The sequence below is a fragment of the Verrucosispora sp. WMMD703 genome (assembly GCF_049178935.1).
Classification (GTDB): domain Bacteria; phylum Actinomycetota; class Actinomycetes; order Mycobacteriales; family Micromonosporaceae; genus Micromonospora; species Micromonospora sediminimaris.
The window spans coordinates 4,248,923-4,266,986 of record NZ_JBMHMM010000004.1; the positions used below are offsets into that span (position 1 = coordinate 4,248,923).

Below are 18,064 nucleotides of genomic sequence, written 5' to 3' on the forward strand. Positions count from 1 at the left end.
GCCCGATCGACCATCCGTGGTCATCGCCGGACCTGCTCGAAGTAGCTCGCGCAGAGGCGCTGACGTCGGGCGTCGAGCACCATCCAGGTGCCGAGCGCCAGTTGGACGAGGCTGCGCCCCACGTCGGACCAGCGGTCGCCCCACCGCATCACCGACAGTCGGGCCGGGGCCGGCGGTCGAGCGTCGGTCGGGACGAGGAAGCAGGGTCCGCGGTTCGGCAGCGACCGGGTGTGCCGCACGGTGGAGACCAGGGCGTACCGGCGCAGCACCTCCCGGGTCACCGCGCGCATCATCACCGGCGCGACGCCGCGGGCCGGGCAGGCCCGGTTGGCGGTGACACCGAACGGGACGAAGTGCACGTCGCCCCGGTCCTGGGTGAGCCAACGTTCCGGCGCGAAGGTGTCGTCGGCCGCCGGTCCGCTGCGCTGGTAGGCCAGGTAGTTGAAGAGCAGCACCGAGCCGGTCGGGATGGTCAGCCCGGCGTCGACCTCGATCGGGCCGGACGTGATCCGGTGCGCCACCCCGAACAGCGGATGCACCCGCAGCGTCTCGTCGATCACCCGATCCAGGGCGGCGTCGCCATCGGGGTCGTCGAGGGTGGCGACCAGTTCCCGCTGCACCGTCGGGTGTTGCGCCACGGCGAGCAGGAGGTGCGCCATCGCCTCCGACATCTGCACCACGGCGGTGTTGAAGAAGGTGCCCTGGAGATACCACGCGGTCTCCTCGGCGGTGAAGGGATCCGGCAGCGTCACCGGCGCCGTACCGGCCTCGACCCGGGCTCGCAGATAGCGGGTGAGCCGATCGCGCCGGTCCAGGTGCCGAAGCCCGCAGCACTTGAGCGCGGTGACCACGTCGTCGGCGTTGGCCACGATCAGCGCCCGGACGTCCGGCGGGCACGCGGCGCCGAAGACGAGTTCGTAGTAGACCTCCGCCCAGATCGGCATCATCAGGTCCCGCAGCCGGACGTGGCGGGTCCGGCCGGCCGGCAGCTCGTCGAGGATCCGTCGGGTCGCCGCGCCGGCCAGCTCGGTCGAACGTCGATGCGACACCGCGACCACCCGCCTGGTCGTCCGGGCCACCGTGCGGTAGCGCTCGCCCGGCTCCAGGTGTTCCTGGTGCATCTGCGGCCCGGGCGCCAGCCAGTACCAGAAGAGGTCGGAGATGCCGGCGCCCCGGCTACGCCCGCTGGCCGCCGGATGGGAGTAGATCCGGGTGAAGTGCTCGGGACCGATCCGGGGGCCGGGCACCGGAATCCCCTCGGCGCCGTTCACCCGCCTGAAGATCCACTCGCGGAGCCGGATCACCGCCGGCGGCAGCCGGCGCGGCAGCAGCCAACCCACCGCCAGCAGGCCGGCCAGGCAGCACAGCAGCACCAGCGGGTGGGTCATCCCGGCACCCGGTCGAGGATCATTTCGCGGGTGAGATCGGCGGGACGGACCGCACCGGCGAGCGTCATGGCCCGGGCCAGCTCGGCGCGGAGCAGGTCGAGCAGCTGACTGACGCCGCGCTCGCCCCGGGCCGCCAGCGCCCAGAGCACCGGTCGACCGACCCCGACCGCGACCGCCCCGAGCGCCAGCGCGGTGAGGATGTCGGTCCCCCGGCGGATCCCGCCGTCGAGCAGGACGGGAATGCGACCCCCGACCGCCGCCACGACCGCCGGCAGGGCGTCGATGCTCGCCGGCACCCCGTCGAGCTGCCGCCCGCCGTGGTTGGAGACCAGCACGGCGTCCACGCCGTGCGCGACCGCGAGGCGGGCGTCGGCCGGGTGCAGGATCCCCTTCAGCACGATCGGCAGCCGCGTCGTCGCGCGCAGCCACTCGATTCGGGCCCAGTCGAGGGTGGCGTCCATGACGATGTCCCGGACCCGGCCGGTCTCCGGGTCGCGCATGTTCTCGCAACAGTAGCCGGGCGGCAGGTCGAGGAAACCGTTGCGCAGGTCGCGGTCGCGGCGGCCGAAGACCGGCGAGTCGACAGTGACCACCAGGGCGCGGCAGCCGGCCGCCTCCGCCCGGCTGACCACCGAGGCGGTGAAGCCGAGATCCGGCTGTGGATAGAGCTGGAACCACAGCCGCGCCGACCGGTCCGACGGCTCGATCGCCTCGGCCACCGCCTCGATCGGCGTGGTGGAGGCCATGCTCACCACCAGTACGGTGCCGACCGCCCCCACCGCCCGGGCCGTCGCCACTTCCCCCTCCGGGTGCGCCAGCCGGTGAAAGGCGGTCGGAGAGACCAGCACCGGCATGGGCAGGGTCTCGCCGAGCAGTTCGGTCCGCAGGTCGCGCTCACCGCCGCCCCGCAGCACCCGGGGCAGGATCCGGTACGCGTCGAAGGCAGTCTCGTTGGCCCGTAGCGTCCGCTCGTCCCCGGCACCGCCGGCGAAGAAGTCCCGATGCACCGGATCGAGCCGCAGCCGCGCCTCGGCTTCCAGATCGTCGAGACGGTGCAGGGGCCCCGGGTCGGCCATTGCGGTGCGCGACGGGGTCACCTGCGCAGGCACCGATGGCATCGCGTCAGCCCACAGTGCTCGTCAGGCAGCGGCGCAGGAAGGCGACCAGCGGCGCCCGGTGCACCTGCGGCTTGTCCCACTGGTTCTCCAGGTTCTCCGCCAGGTGGTGCACCGCCGTCAGCTGACCCCCGCGGTGATGGCGCACCACCGGATGCAGATACGCCGCGTCGTGGGCCTGGCCGGGCACGTCCTGGGCGATCCGGCTCACCGAGATGTCGAAAGGGTCGACCTGGTCGTGGTCGGGACCGTACTCAAGGGTGACGACGAAGGCGTGCTCCACCTGATGATCGGCGGTGGCCAGCCCGGCCTGCCCGATGTAGTCGACGGGCAGTTCCTCGTGGTAGCGGGCGCCCGATTCGGCCACGGTGAGCACGTCGGCGAGCACCGCGAACTGCTGCCAGAGGCCGGAGGAACGGTTGACCCGCTCGATGATCGCGTCGGCCGCCGCCTCGGCGGTCGCGTCGAGCTTCTCCGCCGGCCACGGATTGTCGTGGTACCGCTGTTCCAGGATGCGGTGCAGTGCCCGGACGCCGTACCGGAAACCGTGGATGAAGCCGTTCGTCGACTTCTTGAAGTCGCGCTGCTGAGTCAGCGTGCCGGCGAAGAACAGACCCGGAACGTTGACCGACTCGAAGGCGGGGGTCTGGGCCGGGAAGCGGTCGTTGATCACCAGCGTCGGTCGGCAGTCGTCGGCGAAGATCGACGCGTCGAAGCGGAAACCGGTGCAGGCCAGCACCCGGTCGTAGCGCAGCTCCTTGGTGACCTCGTTGGCTCGGGAGAAGCCGAAGGTCACCCGGTAGCCGTCACCGTCCCGCTCGATGGCGCGCACGTGCCCGTCCAGGATCGCGTTTGCCGACTTGAGCTGGTAGGTGTCCAGGAAGTTGTTGTTCACCGCCCGCAGGTGCCCGACGTAGTGGGTCCGCCACGCCATCCGGACCGGACTCGGCCCGGCCACGTGGACCAGGGTGGTGGTCTCCATCAGGCTGTCCGCGGTCTCGAAAGCGGAGTTGCCCTTGCCGATGATCAGCACCCGCTGGTCGAGGAAGTCGCGTGGATCGACCGGCATCTCGTCGTACCGCTCCACGAGTTCGATGCCGGGAATCGGCGCGACGTACGGCTTCGAGACACCGGTCGCCACGACGACCCGACGCGCCCGGTGGGTCGTACCCTCCTGGTCGGTGACCGCGAAGCCACCGTCGGCGGACCGGGCGACCCGGACCACCCGGCTGCGGTAGCGGACCTGGACCCCGGTGGCCGCCGCGAAGTCCGCCAGGTAGCGGACCATCACCTCGGCGTCCGGGAAGTAGCGCTCGGTGTAGCGGGTGAACCGCAACGCCGGGTCGTCGCTGAGCAGCGAGTTCCAGTCCAGCCGCAGGTTCAGCTCCGGATCGTCGGATCCGGTGTGCGGCTTGTTGATCGAGATGAGTTGACGGTGTCGGGGAAACCGGGTGAAGAAGGCACCGGGGATGTCGGCTGACTCCAGTACCAGGTAGTCCCGCCGGCCGTCCCGTTCGAGGAGCGCCCCCAGCTGAAGTCCGGCCGGCCCCGCCCCGATGATCAGATAGTCGAGCATCTCTGCGGTCACCAGGCGACGGTACGAAGGCGAACTCAGAGAAAAATCAGCCAGCCGAGGCCGGTAATTGTGGTGGCTCGGTCAGCAGGTCGAGCAGGTCGGCGGCACGGCGGACATCAGCGTCGAGCGGCCGGTCCGGGTCGATCGCCGGCACGATCTCCGCGAGCCGCTCCAGCACGGCGACGCAGGCCGGTGCGGTCGGGGTACGCGCACCGACGTGGACCGCCTGACGCAGCCCGACCGCAAGCGTTCCGCAGATCAGCCGCAGCAACCGTGCCTGGTCCACGGCGCGCAGCGCGGCCTGGGTACCGAACGGCACGACGTCCTGATTGTGCAGATTCGTCGGCAGGCTCTGCATCCCGGCCGGGGTGGCCTGCCGGCGGATCTCCGCGACCATCGCGGTCGAGGCGAGCTGGGCGCCCTGTAGCCCGTGCTGCCGTCCCGGCCCGGCCGCGAGCATCGGCGGCAGCCCGCCGTTGCGGACCGGGTCGACCAGGAGGTCGAGCTGGCGCTCCACGAGGTTGCCGAGCTGGGCCGCCACGGTCGCCAGCACGTCGGCGGCGAAGGCCGCCGGCTGGCCGAAGAAGTTGCCGCCGTGCAGCACCAGATCGTCGTCCGGGAAGAACAGCGGGTTGTCGCTGACGCTGCGCAGATCCGACTCCACCACGCCGTCGACGTACCGCAACGCGTCCTCGGCGGCGCCGAGCAGCTGCGGAGTGCAGCGGATGCTGTACGCCTCCTGGAGCGGGCGCCCACCCGACGGCACCGCGCCGGCAAGGCACTCCCGCATCCGGGCGCCGACGTCGACCGCGCCGGGATGCCCGTACGCGGCCAGCAGCCGGGGATGCAGGAACTGGCCGGGGTCGCAGCCGAGCACGTCGACGAGGAGGCAGCTCAGCAGTTGGGCGGCCCGGTGCGCGCGGCGGATGTCGTCCAGCGCGAGTGCGGTGGCGGCGGTGGTAAGCGAGGTGCCGTTCACCAGCGCGAGCGCGTCGCGTCCGTCGAGGAGGAGCGGTGTCAGCCCGGCCGTGGCGAGCGCCTCGGCGGCGGGCCTCCGGTCACCGTCCAGATAGGCCCAGCCCCGGCCCCGCAGCGACTGGGTGGCATAGGCGAGCGGGATGAGGTCACCGCTGGCCCCGACCGACCCGAGGCGGGGCATCGCCGGCACGAACGTCGTACCGAACATCGCGGCGAGCCCCTCGACGACCCGCAGCGAGACGCCGGAGGTTCCCTGGCCCAGCGACCACACCCGGACCAGCATCGCCGCCCGGACCACCTCCGGGTCGATGTCCGGGCCCTGGCCGGCGCCGAGGTGGGCGAGGGTGTTGTCGCACTGGTCCGCGTCGTCGTCCCGGCCGGCGAACCCGACGAGCGCGCCGAACCCGGTGGTCGCACCGTAGACCTGACGGTTGTCGCCGAGGACCGCGCGCAGGTGGTCGCGGGAGCGCCGTACCCGGTCGCGTACCTCGGCGGCGATGTCGACGGTGACCTCGGTGGCGGCCCGGCGCAGGTCGGCCACCCGCAGCGGGCGGGCCAGGTCGATCGGGCTGACCGCGTCGGGCGCGGTGTGGGTCGTCATCGGGCCGACCGTAGCCGGGGATTCTCAGAGCGGTCTGAGTTATCTCTGATGACCCGTCGCTACCGTCCGGGCACATGACGCACGACTACCTGATCATCGGTGCGGGGCCGGCGGGACTGCAACTCGGCGCGTCGCTCGAACGCGACGGTCACGACTACGTCGTCCTGGAAGCCGGTGCCGAGCCCGGCTCCTTCTTCCGCAGCTATCCGCGACACCGCAAGCTGATCTCCATCAACAAGGTCCACACCGGCTCCGACGATCCGGAGTTCAACCTGCGGATGGACTGGAACTCGCTGCTCAGTGACGATCCGGACCTGCTGTTCAGCCGGTACAGCCAGCGGTACTTCCCGGCCGCCGACGACCTGCTGCGCTACCTCGCCGACTTCGCCAGGGCGACCGGGGTGCGGGTCCGCTACCAGACCCGGGTGGTCCGCATCGGCCGCGACAGCGGCGGCTTCCACGCCCTCGACGCCGACGGCCACACCTGGCGGGGACGTCGGCTGGTCGTCGCAACCGGTGTCTCGCAGCTGTACGTGCCGGCCATCGACGGGATCGAGAACGCCGAACGGTACGACACGGTCAGTGTCGACCCGGCCGACTTCGTCAACCAACGCGTCATGATCATCGGCAAGGGAAACTCCGGCTTCGAGACCGCCGACGCGCTGATGGAGACCGCCGCCGTGGTGCACCTGGCCGGGCCCCGCTCGGTCCGGTTCGCCTGGCAGTCACACTATGTCGGGCACCTGCGGGCGGTGAACAACAACTTCCTCGACACCTACCAGTTGAAGTCGCAGAACGCCGTGCTGGACGGCACGGTGGAGAGCATCCGCCGCCAGCCCGAGGGCGGTTACCTCGTCCGCTTCCGGTACGCCCGCTCCGCCGAGGCGATCCGGGAGATCCGCTACGACCGGGTGATCGCCTGCACCGGATTCCGATTCGACGCGAGCATCTTCGACGAGAGCTGCCGGCCCCGGCTGGTGATCGACGACCGCTTCCCGGAGCAGACCTCGGCGTACGAGTCGACCACGGTCCCCGACCTCTACTTCGCCGGCACTCTCACCCAGCAACGCGACTTCAAACGATCGACAAGCGGCTTCATCCACGGCTTCCGGTACGGGGTACGGGCGCTGCACCGCATCCTCGCCTCCCGCTACCACGACACGCAGTGGCCGACCGCCCGAATGGAGGCGACCCCCGAGGCGATCACCGACGCGATCATCGCCCGGGTCAACCGTTCGTCGGCGCTCTGGCAGCAGTTCGGGGTGCTCGGCGACGTGGTCACGGTACGCGACGACACCGCCTACTACCACGAGGAGGTGCCGATGGCGTACCTCGCCGACGGCGGGCTGGGCGGCGGCTGGGCGCTCGCCGTCACCCTTGAGTACGGGCCGGACCACGATGCCGTCGACCCGTTCGACATCTCGGTGCCCCGGGTGGCGGAGAACGACGCGCATGGCGCGCACCGGGCCACGTACCTGCACCCGGTCGTGCGGCACCACCGGGACGGGCAGGTGGTGGCCGTGCACCACCTGGCGGAAAACCTGGAGAACGAGTGGAACCTGCCCACCGTGCACCAGCAGCCGCTGGCGGTCTTCGTCAAGGAGTCCCTGGCCGGCGTCGCCCCGGCCGCAGGAGCAGCCGGGTGACGGCGGGAGCCGAAACGGGCTTTCCGCAGGCGATCCTCGACCTGCTGGACAGCGGGCGGGCCCGGCCGGTCTTCGAACACGGTCCGCGCACCGTCGGCGCCGAGGAGATGTCCGAGCTGATCGCCCGGATCGCCGCAGGTCTCCAGGCGGCCGGAATCGGCCCGGGCGCTGGGGTGGCGGTGGCGCTCGGCGTGTCTCCGGAGGCGTTCGCCGCCATCGTCGCGGCCCAGGTGGTCGGCGCCCGGGTCGCCGGGGTACGCCCCGGACTACCCGCCGATCACCTCCGGCACCTGCTCGGCCACCGGATCGCGGCGGTGCTCGTCGACCGCTCGACCGCGACACCGCAGCTGCGGTCGGCCAGCGCCGACCTTGCCCTGCTCGGCATCGGCCCGGTCGACGGGACACCCGACCTGACCGCCACCCGGGCCGACGTCACACCACCGGTCCCCGCCGGGCATCCGGACGACGTCGCCCGGGTCGTCTACACCAGCGGCAGCACCGGCAACCCCAAGGGCTGCCTCCAGACGTACGGGTCCCTCGACGCCGCCTGGGCGGCGCACCCGGACCGGTGGCCGCCGGCGGTCCGCGACCTTGCCGGCCACCTCGACCGCTACCTGGTCTTCGGCTCGCTGAACAGTCAGGTGATGCTGGAGTACGGCGTCCTCACCCTGGCCGCCGGCGGCACCATGGTGGTCGCCGAGCCACCTCGTGCCGGTGCACCGTTCTTCCCCGACGCGCTGGTCCGGCACCGGGCGACCGCCAGCGTGATCACCGTTCCCAGGCTGGCGAAGCTGGTCGCCGCCCAGCGCGCCGCGCCGGCCGACCTCGGCACGCTACGCGCCCTGCTGGTCTCCGGCGCGCCCCTGCATCCGGCCCGGCTCGCCGAGGCGCTCTCCGTCCTCGGGCCGGTCGTCTACCACGGCTATGGCCAGACCGAGACCGGCATGATCTCCATGCTGACCCCGACGGAGATGCTCGCCGCACCGGCCCTGCTCGCCTCGGTGGGTCGTCCACCAACCGCGGTCGAGGTGCAGGTCCGCGACACCGACGGCCGGCCGGTCACGGCCGGGGTCGAAGGGGAGGTCTTCGTCCGCACCCCGTCCCAGGCCAGTGGTTACTGGAACGAACCGGCAGAGACCGCCGAGGTCTTCACCGACGGTTGGGTACGCACCCGGGACCTCGGCCGGCTGGACGGCGACGGCTACCTGTACCTGCTGGGACGGGCCCGGGACGTCATCATCGTCAACGCCGACCTCCAGTACGCCGGCCCGATCGAACGTGTCCTGGCCAGCTGCGACGACGTCGCCGAGGCGTACGTGGTGGCCGCACCCGACGAGGAGACCGGCGAGGCGGTGCACGCCTTCGTGGTCCCCGCCACCCAGGGCCGGCAGCCGGATCCGGACGTGCTGCGCGAGCTGGTCCGCAAGCAGCTCGGCGAGCCCAGCACCCCCCGGAAGATCACTTTCATCGCCGAGGCGCCGGTCACGGCCGCCGGCAAGCCCGACAAGCGACGCCTGGCCAGCCTGCCCGACGAGCGCACGTCATCGTGATCATCCAGCGGCCACGACCAGTGACGCTGTGTCACATGCGGTCATGACACCACGGCACTGACAGGTTGGCGGCGTCCGCGCTTTGCTGGGTACATGTCCATCACCCCTGCCAACGAGGCCGCGATGCATGCCGACGCCGATTCTCGTCGTCCCCGGCGGCGGTGGCTGGGGATCGTCTCCAGCATCTTCGTCAGCGCCGTGGCCGTCGTCAGTCTCGGCGTCGCCGCTCTCCAGCTCGGCCTGCCCTGGCAGATGGGCGAGGGCGACCGCAACCATGTCTACGAGGGCCCGGCTGGTTCGCAGCGTTACCAGGTTCATCTCCCGCCCCAGCAGGACGGGACCGCCCGGCTGCCGGTCGTCATGGCGATCCACGGTTGCGCGATGACCGGCTACGGGTGGAACTCGATGAAGGCCACCACGCAGTTCAACAGCCTGGCCGACCGGGAAGGCTTCATCGTCGTCTACCCCACGCAGTTGATCACTCGCAACGTGATCGCCTGCTGGAACTCGGCCGACCCTCGCCAGCAGCAGCGGCACACCGGAGAACCCGCGCTGCTGGCCGGTGTCGCCCGCGAGGTGGTCGAGAGGTACGACGCGGATCCGGCGCAGGTGCACGTGGCCGGCGCGTCCTCGGGGGCGGGCACCGCCGTCATCCTCGGCGCGACCTATCCCGACGTCTTCGCCACGGTGACCTCGGTCGCCGGCGGTGAGTACGGCCTCAACCAGGTCGACCCGGACGACCCGGACTCGACCTCACCGCTGGACACGGCGCGGCAGGCTTGGGCGCAGATGGGCGAACGGGCCCGGCGGGTGCCGCTGCTGATCATCCAGGGCGAGCAGGACGATGTCGTGCCGCCTCTGGTCGCCACCCGACTCGCCGCGCACTGGACCGCGGTGGGTGACCTCATCGACGACGGGCAGCCCAACGACAGCCTCGGCCGGACCGAGGAGACCACGTCCGTGCCGGCCGCCGCGGGACGACACGCGTACACGCATACGACGATCACCGCGTCGGACGGCTCGTCGATCGTCGAGTCGTACCTCGTCCAGGGCATGGGGCACGCCTGGCCGGGCCCGGAGGGCGACGGCAGGTACACCGATCACGCGGGTCCCGACGCCAGCGAGATCGTGTGGCGGTTCGCCGAACGCCACCCGATGCGGTGAGGACGGCTGTCGCCGCAGCCGCCCGTCCGGGGGCGCTGACAACAGGGCGTTGTCGGTCCTGGGTGTGATGATGGGCGTCGACAGCACGCGCGGCTGTTACGTGCTGCCGGTCAAGCGTGCCGTCCGCGCCGCCGAGGACCTCGACCCGGGCGACACCGCCATCGTCACCGTCGAGCTGATCGATCAATGACGCAGGGGGCATCGCAGGCCGGCAGCCCTTGCCCAAATTATCTTAGTCATTAAGATAACGCTCATGAGCGTATCGACTGACTTCTCGGTGGCGATCGCCGGCGGCGGCCTCTCCGGCCTCTGCCTCGCCCAGTACCTGATGCGCGCCGGCATCGACGTGCACGTCTACGAACGGGACTCGGGCCCCTTCGTCCGGCGGCAGGGCTACCGGATCATCCTCGACCGGTACGGGCTGGCGGCCCTGCGCGAGAGCCTGCCCCGCCCGCTGTACCGCCTGGCGCTGTCCACCGGCGACGAGCCCGGCGGGCAGCTGCGCTTCACCGACAGCCGGCTGCGCGACGCGTTCACCATCACCTTCAAGGACGAGCCGTACGCGACCCGCCAGGTCGACCGGCTGACCCTGCGGTCGATCCTGCAGTCCGGGCTGGACGGGCGCATCCACTACGGCAAGACGGCCGTCGCGGTGGACAGCGACGACCCGGCCCGGCTTCGGCTGCGGTTCTCCGACGGCGGGGCCGCCCCGGCGAACGTCGTCGTCGGCGCGGACGGCGTCGGCTCGGCGCTGCGCGCGCAGCTCATGCCGGACGCGCACCCGACCGACACCCCGATGGTGGGCATCTACGGCCGGTCTCCCCTGCGGCACCACGGCGAGAGCGTCATCCCGGAAGCGCTGCGCACCAGCGGGGTCCTGGCCATCGCCGACCGGCCCGGCCGCGCCTTCTTCTTCACCCCCATGCGGTTCGGCGAGCGCCCGCGCGAGGCATTCGCCCGTCTGGCCCCGGGCAGCTACGCGCCCACCGGCGACGACTACGTCATGTGGGCACTGCTGCTGCGGCGGGAGGAGGTGCCCATCGGCGTGCGCGGGCACCTGCTGACGCTGTGGGAACTGGCCGCCCGGATGAGTGCCGACTTCCACCCGCTCGTCCGGCGGCTGGTCGACACGGCCGAGTTGGACGCCACGGTGCTCAACCTCTTCGCCACCGGCCAGCGCCCGCACCGGTGGGCGGTACCCCGGGCGACGATGATGGGCGACGCGGTGCACGCCATGCCGCCCTTCGGTGCGCAGGGCGGCAACACCGCGCTGCGCGACGCTGCCCTGCTCGGTCAGCGGCTGGTCGAGGCTCGGACGAACGGCACCCCGGTGGAGGTGGCGATCGCCAGGTACCAGAACGAGATGGTGCCGTACGCCTTCCGCGCCGTCGACACCGCCGCTCGGCTGATGCGCCGCCTGACCGGGGGCGCCGCCGCACCGCACTGGGTGCTGACCCGGGTGTTACCTCGGTTGCACCGGGTCACCGTGCCGGAGGCATGATGACGGTCATGTCCCACGAGCCGGCCCGTGCCGCCGCGATCGCCGACCTCATGCGCGCCGGGCGGGAGACGTCGCGGCTGTCCATGGTGTTCCGGTACGCCATCGCGGAACGGCTGGGCCTCACCGTGAGCGACCTGGAGTGCCTGGACTACCTGGCGGACGTCGGCTCCGCCACCGCAGGTCAGGTCGCCGAGCGGACCAACCTCACCACCGGGGCGGTGACAAGCATGCTCCGCCGGCTCCAGCAGGCGGGCTACGTGACGGCCGAGCGCGATCCGGCGGACCGGCGGCGGGTGATCGTCGCCCTGCGGCCCGAGCGGATCGCCGAGCTGGCGCGACCGTACGAGCGGTTCGCCGGGCGGGCGGAGCGGCTCGTCGAGGGCTACAGCGTCGAGGAGATATCCCTACTGGTTCGGCACTACGACCGGATGCAGGCGATGTACCTCGCCGAGTTGGACCGCCTCCGCAGCGACTCCGACGAAGGTGGGAATCGCGGGAACACGGGGCGGAACCACCCGGTGGGGTGATCAATTTCGGTCGGGTGCCGGCCCGTTGTCGTTGAACCGGAAGCTGCTCGCCGGTGGCGCGTCACCCAACTCCTCCAGAATCAACCCGGACTCCCGCGACGTCCGCAGGTACGCCGAGTTGTTGCTGATCAGGAACCCCTCGTCCGCGTCGGCGGCGGAGATGGTGAAGTGCTGTCGCGGCTCGTCCTGACGGCAGGCGGCGCCCTCCACCACCAGCGGTTGGCTGCCGCCCGGGTTGCGGACCTGCCAGCAGACCGGCTCGCCGGCGCCGGGGCCGCCGCCCGTCCCCCGATAGGACCGGATCAGAAAGTTCTGCCCGCTCAGTGGGGTCGGCACGAACAACTGCCGCCCGCTGTCGTCGTCCACCTCGGCCAGGCGGCCGTCGTCGGTCAACGACAGTCCCGCCTCGAAGCCGTCGACCCGGGTGATGGTGACCTGACGGGTACCGGACAACACCGCCGGGGTGGCGGTCGGCGCCGGGCTGGCCGGTACCGACGCCGTGGGCGCCGGCACCTCCCCGGTGGTGGCCTCGGCGATCGGCGTCCGGGTAGCCGTCGGCGACGCGGACCCCCCGTCCGTGGCGCTGGTGCCACCGCAACCTGCGACCCCCACCGCCAGCGCCGCCAACCCCACTCCGGCAGACCACTTTCGCATCGACATTCCTCGCTCCCCATCGGGGCCGTAGGGCCGGCGCACCGCCCCCCGGCCGTCCTCGTCGATCGACGTACCCGGCAGGCCACGCGGGTATGCGGTCGCACCCTGGGTTGCTACTCAGGTCGTAAGTCGAATGCCGTCCTGCGCCAGATGTCGCGCCGACGGCGCTCCCGCAGGCTGGCACCAGGCCCCCGGGTGACGCCGTACGGAAGCATTCCGGACACCCGTGCGGCCCGAAAGGTGGCTGCGGACCATGATCCACAAGACCGTGACCCGACCTCGCGCAACCCGATCCCGCTCGCGCCGCGTACGAGTCGGCGCTGCCCTGGCCACGGCGGTCGCGGTCGCCGCGACGATGGTGGGGTGCGGCACTCCGCAGAGCGCCCCGGCACCGCCCGGCTCGGCACCGCCCGCCCCGGCCGAGCCCGCCGCCTTGACCGGCGCGAACGTCAACACCTGGCTCGACGGGCTGCTGCCGGCCGCGCTGGCGCGTACCGGCGTCGCCGGCGCGAGCGTCGCCGTGGTCCGGGACGGCGAAACCCTCACCGCCCGGGGCTATGGCCACGCCGACACCGGTGTCGGTGACGCGGCTGCGGTCCCGGTCGATCCCGACCGGCACCTGTTCCGGGTGGGATCGGTATCCAAGCTGGTCACCGCCACCGCGGCACTGCAACTCGTGCAGAGCGGCAAGCTCCAGCTGGACACCGACATCGGCGAGTACCTCGACTTCACCGTGCCCCGCCGCTATCCGCAGGACGTCACGCTGCGGCACCTGCTCACCCACACCGCCGGGTTCGAGGAGCGGATCGCCGGCCTCATCGGCGCCACCGGGACCGACGTCGACCTGCGGGCCGCCCTGATCAACGACCCGCCGGAGCAGATCTACGAGCCGGGCACGGTGCCGGCCTACTCCAACTACGGCAACGCGCTGGCCGGCTACCTCGTCGAGCGGGCCAGCGGCCTCCGTTTCGAGGAGTACGTCGCCAGCAACGTGCTGGCCCGCGCCGGCATGGCATCGTCCACCTTTGAGCAGCCGTTGCCCCCGCACCTGAGCGATCGGATGTCCAACGGGTACGAACGCGCCGGCGCGCCCGCAGCGCCGTTCGAGATCGTGAGCACTCCCCCGGCCGGCGCGCTCAGTGCCCCGGCGACGGACATGGCCCGGTTCATGCTCGCCCAGCTGGGCGAGCAGGTGGGTGAGGCACCGCTGCTCGACGCGCCGACGCGGGAACTCATGCAGCGCCCGGCACTCGACGCCACGTCACTCGGCACGCTCGCCGAGGGCCCTCGGATGACCCTCGGCTACTTCGACGAGAGCCGCAACGGGCACCGCATCCTCGGCCACGGCGGCGACACCCGCTACTTCCACTCCCACCTCCAGCTCTACCCCGACGACCGGACCGGCATCTACCTCTCGCTGAACAGCACCGGGGAGGGTGCGCTGGACAGTCACGAACTCCGGCAGGCCGTACTGAACGGCTTCGCCGACCGCTACTTCCCCGCCGAGGCCACGCAACAGGTCGCGGGCACGCAACCGGTCGCAGACGTCGACCCGGCCACCGCCGCCGAGCACGCCGCGCTGGCCGCCGGGACGTACGAGAGTTCGCGGGCGGTGCGGAGCAACTTCCTGACCATGATGGGCCTGGTCGGGCGTACCACTGTCAGCGTCGCCGACGGCAACCGGTTGCTGTTCGAGCCCGCGCCACTGTCCGACTCCCCCGCGCTGTACGAGGAGGTCTCGCCGTGGGTGTGGCGCGAGGTCGGCGGGCAGCGCACCGTGGCGATGCGGGTGACCGACGGACAGGTGGAGGCGATCAGCTTCGACTCCGCGTTCGCGCTGCTGCCGGTGCCGGCCGAACGCGACTCGGCACTGGTGCTGACGGTGCTCGCCGCATCCACCGTGGTCCTGCTGCTCGTGGCCCTCTCGTGGCCGGTACGCGCCATCGTCCGCCGCCGCCTCGGCCGTGCGCCCCGGGACCGGGCCGGCCGAACCGCGCGGATCCTCACCCGGGTCGCCGTCGCCGGCACGCTGCTCGCCCTCGCCGGCTGGGCGGTGAGCCTGGTCAGCATCATGGGCTTGCAGGATGTCTCCGCGACCAGCCTGCGGGTGGTGCAGCTGATGCAGCTGATCGGCCTGCTCGGGGTGCTGCCGGCCGCCGTCCGGCTGGTCGACGACATCCGACGCCGGACCGGCTGGCACCGGATCACCGGCGGCGTGGCGGTGCTGCTCGCGCTGGCCGGCACGGGTTGGTTCGCCGTCGAGTTCATGCTGCTGGCCCCTAGCATCTCCTACTGACCGAAACGAACCGGAGCGAGGACGGCCATCGCATGTCCGACCACAGCGGCACCGTCACGGACGCCGTCGACGTCCCGGGTCCACCCCGGCTGACCCGCTGGTTCGACGAGCGGCTGACCCGGGTCGGGGTGACCGGTCGGTTCGCGCGGGACTGCCTGCTCGCGGCGCTGCTCACCGTGCTGATGTTCCTGGTCATGGCGCTGTTGTTCCGGTACGTGGCACCGGCGCAGGGGCTCAGCTTCGGCCCGGCGCGGGTCTGGCTGGTCACCGCCCTGTGCAGCGGGCAGGCGATGCTGCTGTGCCTGCGTCGGGTCCGGCCACGGCTCTGCCTCGCGCTCGTCGTCGGCCTCCAGGTGCCGGTCATCGTCCTCTCGGTACCCGAGGCGACGATCCGCGGTATCGCACCGTTCGTCGCGGCGTACACCGTCGGCACGCTGCTCCCGCTCCGCTCGGCGCTGCTGGCTGCCGGCGCGGCCGTGGTGGTGGAGACGTCCAGCGTGGCCGTGGCGGTGCGAGCTGCCGACGCGGCTGACTTCGCCATCGGCGGGCCGGGCCCCGGGCCGCTCGTCACGACCGTCGGTCATCTGGCCACCAGCGCCCTGGTCTACGCCGGTCTCGTCTTCGTCGGCAGCTACGTGGCCACCTACCGGCGGTACCTGCAACTGGTGCGGGTCCGGGCGGACGAGGCGGTGCGGGCACAGCAGGCCACGGTGCGCGCCGCCATCGGCGCGGAACGCGCCCGGATGGCGCGCGAGTTGCACGACGTCGCCGCCCATCACCTGTCCGGCATGGTGGTGCAGGCGGCGGCGGCCGAGCGACTGATCGACCCGGATCCATCCGCGGCGAAGACCGCGGTGGCATGGATCCGATCCCAGGGCAAGGAGACCCTCGACAATCTCCGACTCGTGGTGGGGGTGCTGCGTGGTCGTCCCGGGGACAGCGACGGCAACGCTCCGGTGCCCGGGTTGGCCATGCTCGACGATCTCGTGAGCGACGCCCGGCAGCTCGGCAGCCCGGTCGAGTTCGTCCGGCACGGGCAGCACCGGGACGTGCCGCCGATCGCCGACGTCGCGCTGTACCGGATCGTCCAGGAGTCCCTGTCCAACGCCCGCCAGCACGCCCCGGGCGCGCCGGTCCGCGTGCAACTGCGCTTCCTGCCGCGGCAGGTATCGCTTGAGGTGAGCAACGACCGGCCGACCCGCCGGGCCGAGCCGAGATCGTCGGCGACCGGTGGGATCGGGCTGGTGGGCATGCGCGAGCGGGCACATCTGATCGGCGCGCAGTTCACCGCCGGCCCGACGACGACCGGCGGATGGTCGGTCACCGTGACGGTGCCGACGACCGGAGACGATGCCCGCGCCACCGGGGCGACGGCGACCGTGAACGGAGACGACCAGAGATGACCACAGTGATGCTCGTCGACGACCAGTCCGTCGTCCGGGCCGGCTTCCGCGTCATCCTCGAACAGGCCGGCGACATCGAGGTGGTGGGTGAGGCGTCGAGCGGGTCCACCGCCGTCGAGCTGGCCCGCCGGCTCCGGCCCGAGGTCATCTGCATGGACGTACGCATGCCCGGCGGCGACGGCCTCACCGCGACCCGCCGGATCATCGCCGAGGCGGTCGGGTCGCCGCCGGCCGTGCTGGTGGTCACCACCTTCGACCTCGACGAGTACGTCTTCGGCGCGCTGGAGTCCGGCGCCAGCGGTTTCATCCTCAAGGACTGTGAGCCGGAGGAACTGATCGAGGCGGTGCGGCGCCTCGCCGACGGTCAGGGGCTCGTCGACCAGGCCGTCACCCGACGCGTGATAGCGGAATTCGCCCGCCGCACCCCGGCACCGGCGGGCGATGCCGCCGCGGCGCACCAGCTCACCGCGCGGGAGGTCGAGATCATCGGACTGCTCGCCCGAGGGCTGTCGAACGTCGAGATCGCCGACGAGTTGTTCATCGAGACCAGCACGGTCAAGTCGCACCTCGGCCGCGCCATGGCCAAGATCGGCGTACGGGACCGGCTCCAGACTGTCGTCTGGGCCTACCGCAACGGCGTCGCACCGCGTTGACCCGCGACGCGCGGCGTCGGTGCATACCCGGTATGCTCGCAGCCCATGCGACCTGAACCCGACAACCGGCGGGTGGCGCTCGCGGCGACCCTGGGCGGACTGCTGCTCGGCTGCCTCGACTTCATCTGGATCAAGTACGTGCCGTATCCCGTCGGCAACCTCGGCAACTCCAGCGCGGTGTGGGCGGTCGCCGCCTTCCTCTTCGGCTTCTGGGTGCGGTCGGGCCGGCTGCGCGCGGCGGCTGGCGCCGCTGTCGCGCTCGTGGTCGCGGTGCCCGGTTACTACGCCACGGCGGCCCTCGTGCAGGGAGACGACTGGGCCGTGCTGTGGGCACCGACCTCGCTGCTCTGGATGTCCTTCGGCGTCCTCGCCGGAGTGATCTTCGGCATCGCCGGAACATGGACACACGGGGCAGGTTGGCGACAGGTGGTCGGGCCGGCGCTGCCGGCCGCGGTGCTGTTCGCCGAGGCGGGGCTGGAGATCCGCCGGATCGGCGACCCCAGCTACGGCGACGACCCGATCTGGGACGCCCTGATCAGGATCGCGCTCGGCCTGCTGGTCCTCGCCCTGGCCGGGCGGACGAACCGGCAGCGTGTGCTGGCCCTCGCCGCGGCGTTGCCGCTGGCGCTGGCGGGCCTGGCGGCGTTTCTGATCGCCGGCTTCCGCTGACCGCGGCCCCGACTCCACCGGGGCGCGACCGTTCGGCGACGAACCTCAGGCCAGCGACAGGAAGAGCTTCTCCATCTGTTCGAGGTTGGCCTTGCGGTCCTCCCCGGCGGAGCCGCTGACGCACTGCTCCAGACCGCTCGCGATGATCTTGAAGCCGGCCCGGTCCAGCGCGCGCGAGACCGCCGCGAGTTGGGTCACCACCTCGGCGCAGTCCCGGCCCTCTTCGAGCATGCCGATGACGCCGCGAATCTGGCCCTCGGCACGGCGAAGTCGCTTGACCACGTCACCTACCGCGTCCTCGTCGACCCGCATCCCCCACCCCTTCCCACGTCGTCGAACAACC

The 18,064-nt window shown here is 71.8% G+C and carries 16 protein-coding genes; 10 read left to right on the forward strand and 6 right to left on the reverse strand.

Annotated features, from left to right (window positions below):
• Positions 1–20: 20 nt before the first annotated feature.
• The 4 genes from ACN26Z_RS19980 to ACN26Z_RS19995 are packed head-to-tail and all read right to left on the reverse strand — an operon-like array spanning position 21 to position 5,658.
• Entirely contained in the window at positions 21–1,388 is a 1,368-nt protein-coding gene (locus ACN26Z_RS19980; protein ID WP_421462776.1) for a cytochrome P450, read from the reverse strand.
• Positions 1,385–2,506 carry an alpha-hydroxy acid oxidase gene (locus ACN26Z_RS19985; protein ID WP_232511391.1) on the reverse strand — a complete coding sequence of 374 codons (1,122 nt, stop codon included), beginning with the start codon at positions 2,504–2,506 and terminating at the stop codon, positions 1,385–1,387. The genes ACN26Z_RS19980 and ACN26Z_RS19985 overlap by 4 nt, the downstream gene beginning before the upstream one ends.
• A 4-nt stretch (positions 2,507–2,510) precedes the next feature.
• Complete coding sequence (locus ACN26Z_RS19990; protein WP_282237971.1) at positions 2,511–4,091, reverse strand: FAD-dependent oxidoreductase; 1,581 nt, start codon at positions 4,089–4,091, stop codon at positions 2,511–2,513.
• Between the two features lie 34 nt (positions 4,092–4,125).
• Positions 4,126–5,658 (reverse strand): aromatic amino acid ammonia-lyase, encoded by a 1,533-nt coding sequence (locus ACN26Z_RS19995; protein WP_421462779.1) that lies wholly within the window; start codon positions 5,656–5,658, stop codon positions 4,126–4,128.
• A gap of 74 nt (positions 5,659–5,732) precedes the next feature.
• Here ACN26Z_RS19995 and ACN26Z_RS20000 point away from each other — a divergent pair, with 74 nt between their 5' ends.
• The 6 genes from ACN26Z_RS20000 (at position 5,733) to ACN26Z_RS20025 (ending at position 12,046) form a co-directional block, all read left to right on the forward strand.
• Positions 5,733–7,304 (forward strand): NAD(P)-binding domain-containing protein, encoded by a 1,572-nt coding sequence (locus ACN26Z_RS20000; RefSeq protein WP_421462781.1) that lies wholly within the window; start codon positions 5,733–5,735, stop codon positions 7,302–7,304.
• Positions 7,301–8,854 carry a class I adenylate-forming enzyme family protein gene (locus tag ACN26Z_RS20005; RefSeq protein WP_421462783.1) on the forward strand — a complete coding sequence of 518 codons (1,554 nt, stop codon included), beginning with the start codon at positions 7,301–7,303 and terminating at the stop codon, positions 8,852–8,854. The genes ACN26Z_RS20000 and ACN26Z_RS20005 overlap by 4 nt, the downstream gene beginning before the upstream one ends.
• Before the next feature lie 93 nt (positions 8,855–8,947).
• Positions 8,948–10,018, forward strand: a complete 1,071-nt coding sequence (locus ACN26Z_RS20010) for an alpha/beta hydrolase family esterase (RefSeq protein WP_421462785.1) — start codon at positions 8,948–8,950, stop codon at positions 10,016–10,018.
• Between the two features lie 70 nt (positions 10,019–10,088).
• Positions 10,089–10,208, forward strand: a complete 120-nt coding sequence (locus ACN26Z_RS20015) for a DUF1905 domain-containing protein (RefSeq protein WP_421462787.1) — start codon at positions 10,089–10,091, stop codon at positions 10,206–10,208.
• 63 nt (positions 10,209–10,271) lie between these two features.
• Positions 10,272–11,519: an FAD-dependent oxidoreductase gene (locus ACN26Z_RS20020; RefSeq protein WP_282237963.1), complete on the forward strand. Its 1,248-nt coding sequence runs from the start codon at positions 10,272–10,274 to the stop codon at positions 11,517–11,519.
• Between the two features lie 8 nt (positions 11,520–11,527).
• Positions 11,528–12,046, forward strand: coding sequence for a MarR family winged helix-turn-helix transcriptional regulator (locus ACN26Z_RS20025; protein WP_421462789.1), 519 nt, complete (start codon positions 11,528–11,530; stop codon positions 12,044–12,046).
• On the opposite strand, the gene ACN26Z_RS20030 is transcribed toward ACN26Z_RS20025, so the two are convergent.
• Positions 12,047–12,700 carry a hypothetical protein gene (locus ACN26Z_RS20030; protein ID WP_421462791.1) on the reverse strand — a complete coding sequence of 218 codons (654 nt, stop codon included), beginning with the start codon at positions 12,698–12,700 and terminating at the stop codon, positions 12,047–12,049.
• Positions 12,701–12,953: 253 nt separating this feature from the next.
• Between ACN26Z_RS20030 and ACN26Z_RS20035 the strand changes: the two genes are divergently transcribed.
• From ACN26Z_RS20035 to ACN26Z_RS20050, 4 genes are read left to right on the forward strand one after another with little or no spacing between them, the layout of a single operon-like run.
• Positions 12,954–14,996 (forward strand): serine hydrolase domain-containing protein, encoded by a 2,043-nt coding sequence (locus ACN26Z_RS20035; protein ID WP_421462793.1) that lies wholly within the window; start codon positions 12,954–12,956, stop codon positions 14,994–14,996.
• A 32-nt stretch (positions 14,997–15,028) separates the two neighbouring features.
• Positions 15,029–16,399 carry a sensor histidine kinase gene (locus ACN26Z_RS20040; protein ID WP_421462795.1) on the forward strand — a complete coding sequence of 457 codons (1,371 nt, stop codon included), beginning with the start codon at positions 15,029–15,031 and terminating at the stop codon, positions 16,397–16,399.
• A complete protein-coding gene (locus ACN26Z_RS20045; protein ID WP_421462796.1) occupies positions 16,396–17,052 on the forward strand; it encodes a response regulator in 657 nt (218 codons plus the stop codon). Before ACN26Z_RS20040 ends, ACN26Z_RS20045 begins: the two co-directional genes overlap by 4 nt.
• A gap of 45 nt (positions 17,053–17,097) precedes the next feature.
• Positions 17,098–17,721: a DUF6518 family protein gene (locus ACN26Z_RS20050; protein WP_421462798.1), complete on the forward strand. Its 624-nt coding sequence runs from the start codon at positions 17,098–17,100 to the stop codon at positions 17,719–17,721.
• Between the two features lie 45 nt (positions 17,722–17,766).
• Here the strand turns inward: ACN26Z_RS20050 and ACN26Z_RS20055 are convergent, their stop codons facing one another.
• Positions 17,767–18,033, reverse strand: a complete 267-nt coding sequence (locus ACN26Z_RS20055) for a metal-sensitive transcriptional regulator (RefSeq protein ID WP_421462800.1) — start codon at positions 18,031–18,033, stop codon at positions 17,767–17,769.
• Between the last annotated feature and the right edge of the window lie 31 nt (positions 18,034–18,064).

Bases quoted from the DNA above. Each gene is read 5' to 3' on its own strand.
- ACN26Z_RS19980 (WP_421462776.1), bottom strand. From the start codon at position 1,388: ATGACCCACCCGCTGGTGCTGCTGTGCTGCCTGGCCGGCCTGCTGGCG.
- ACN26Z_RS19985 (WP_232511391.1), bottom strand. From the start codon at position 2,506: ATGCCATCGGTGCCTGCGCAGGTGACCCCGTCGCGCACCGCAATGGCC.
- ACN26Z_RS19995 (WP_421462779.1), bottom strand. From the start codon at position 5,658: ATGACGACCCACACCGCGCCCGACGCGGTCAGCCCGATCGACCTGGCC.
- ACN26Z_RS20000 (WP_421462781.1), top strand. From the start codon at position 5,733: ATGACGCACGACTACCTGATCATCGGTGCGGGGCCGGCGGGACTGCAA.
- ACN26Z_RS20010 (WP_421462785.1), top strand. From the start codon at position 8,948: ATGTCCATCACCCCTGCCAACGAGGCCGCGATGCATGCCGACGCCGAT.
- ACN26Z_RS20015 (WP_421462787.1), top strand. From the start codon at position 10,089: ATGGGCGTCGACAGCACGCGCGGCTGTTACGTGCTGCCGGTCAAGCGT.
- ACN26Z_RS20020 (WP_282237963.1), top strand. From the start codon at position 10,272: ATGAGCGTATCGACTGACTTCTCGGTGGCGATCGCCGGCGGCGGCCTC.
- ACN26Z_RS20025 (WP_421462789.1), top strand. From the start codon at position 11,528: ATGTCCCACGAGCCGGCCCGTGCCGCCGCGATCGCCGACCTCATGCGC.
- ACN26Z_RS20030 (WP_421462791.1), bottom strand. From the start codon at position 12,700: ATGCGAAAGTGGTCTGCCGGAGTGGGGTTGGCGGCGCTGGCGGTGGGG.
- ACN26Z_RS20035 (WP_421462793.1), top strand. From the start codon at position 12,954: ATGATCCACAAGACCGTGACCCGACCTCGCGCAACCCGATCCCGCTCG.
- ACN26Z_RS20040 (WP_421462795.1), top strand. From the start codon at position 15,029: ATGTCCGACCACAGCGGCACCGTCACGGACGCCGTCGACGTCCCGGGT.
- ACN26Z_RS20045 (WP_421462796.1), top strand. From the start codon at position 16,396: ATGACCACAGTGATGCTCGTCGACGACCAGTCCGTCGTCCGGGCCGGC.
- ACN26Z_RS20050 (WP_421462798.1), top strand. From the start codon at position 17,098: ATGCGACCTGAACCCGACAACCGGCGGGTGGCGCTCGCGGCGACCCTG.
- ACN26Z_RS20055 (WP_421462800.1), bottom strand. From the start codon at position 18,033: ATGCGGGTCGACGAGGACGCGGTAGGTGACGTGGTCAAGCGACTTCGC.